Origin of the sequence: Enterobacter sp. C6 (assembly GCF_008122455.1) — a bacterium.
Lineage (GTDB): Bacteria > Pseudomonadota > Gammaproteobacteria > Enterobacterales > Enterobacteriaceae > Enterobacter > Enterobacter pseudoroggenkampii.
On the sequence record NZ_QPFW01000009.1, the window covers coordinates 1 to 451 of the forward strand.

Consider the following 451-nt stretch of genomic DNA (forward strand, 5'->3'; position numbering starts at 1 on the left):
GCTGCTCGAGATCGCGGACGGCGCGTTCATCCTGCGGGAATACGCCCCCGGCGTCAGTATCGACGACATTGCGGCTAAGACCGCCGGAAAATTAATTGTGGCGGACGACGTTCGCGAGATGCGCTTCAGCTGAGGACTTACGATGAAAGAGGTCATGATTGTCGGGGCAACGCGAACCCCCATTGGCAGTTTTCGCGGATCGCTATCTTCCCTTTCAGCGGTTGAGCTGGGGGCCATAGCGGTGAGTCGTCTGCTGGAGAACAGCGGTCTTCCAGCTGAGACGATAGATGAGGTGATTTTCGGTCAGGTGCTGACGGCGGGATGCGGACAAAACCCTGCGCGCCAGACGGCCATCAACGCCGGATTGCCCGTCCGTACTCCAGCGACAACGGTCAACCTGGTCTGCGGTGCGGGCTTGAAAGCGGTGCAGCTCGCCGCGCAGGCGATCCGC

2 pseudogenes are annotated in these 451 nt (G+C 61.0%); both read left to right on the forward strand.

What is annotated here, in order from left to right:
- Nucleotides 1-133, forward strand: a pseudogene (locus tag DOU50_RS00050) (succinyl-CoA--3-ketoacid-CoA transferase); the annotation flags it as partial.
- 9 nt (nt 134-142) lie between these two features.
- A pseudogene (locus DOU50_RS00055) lies at nt 143-451 on the forward strand (acetyl-CoA C-acetyltransferase); the annotation flags it as partial.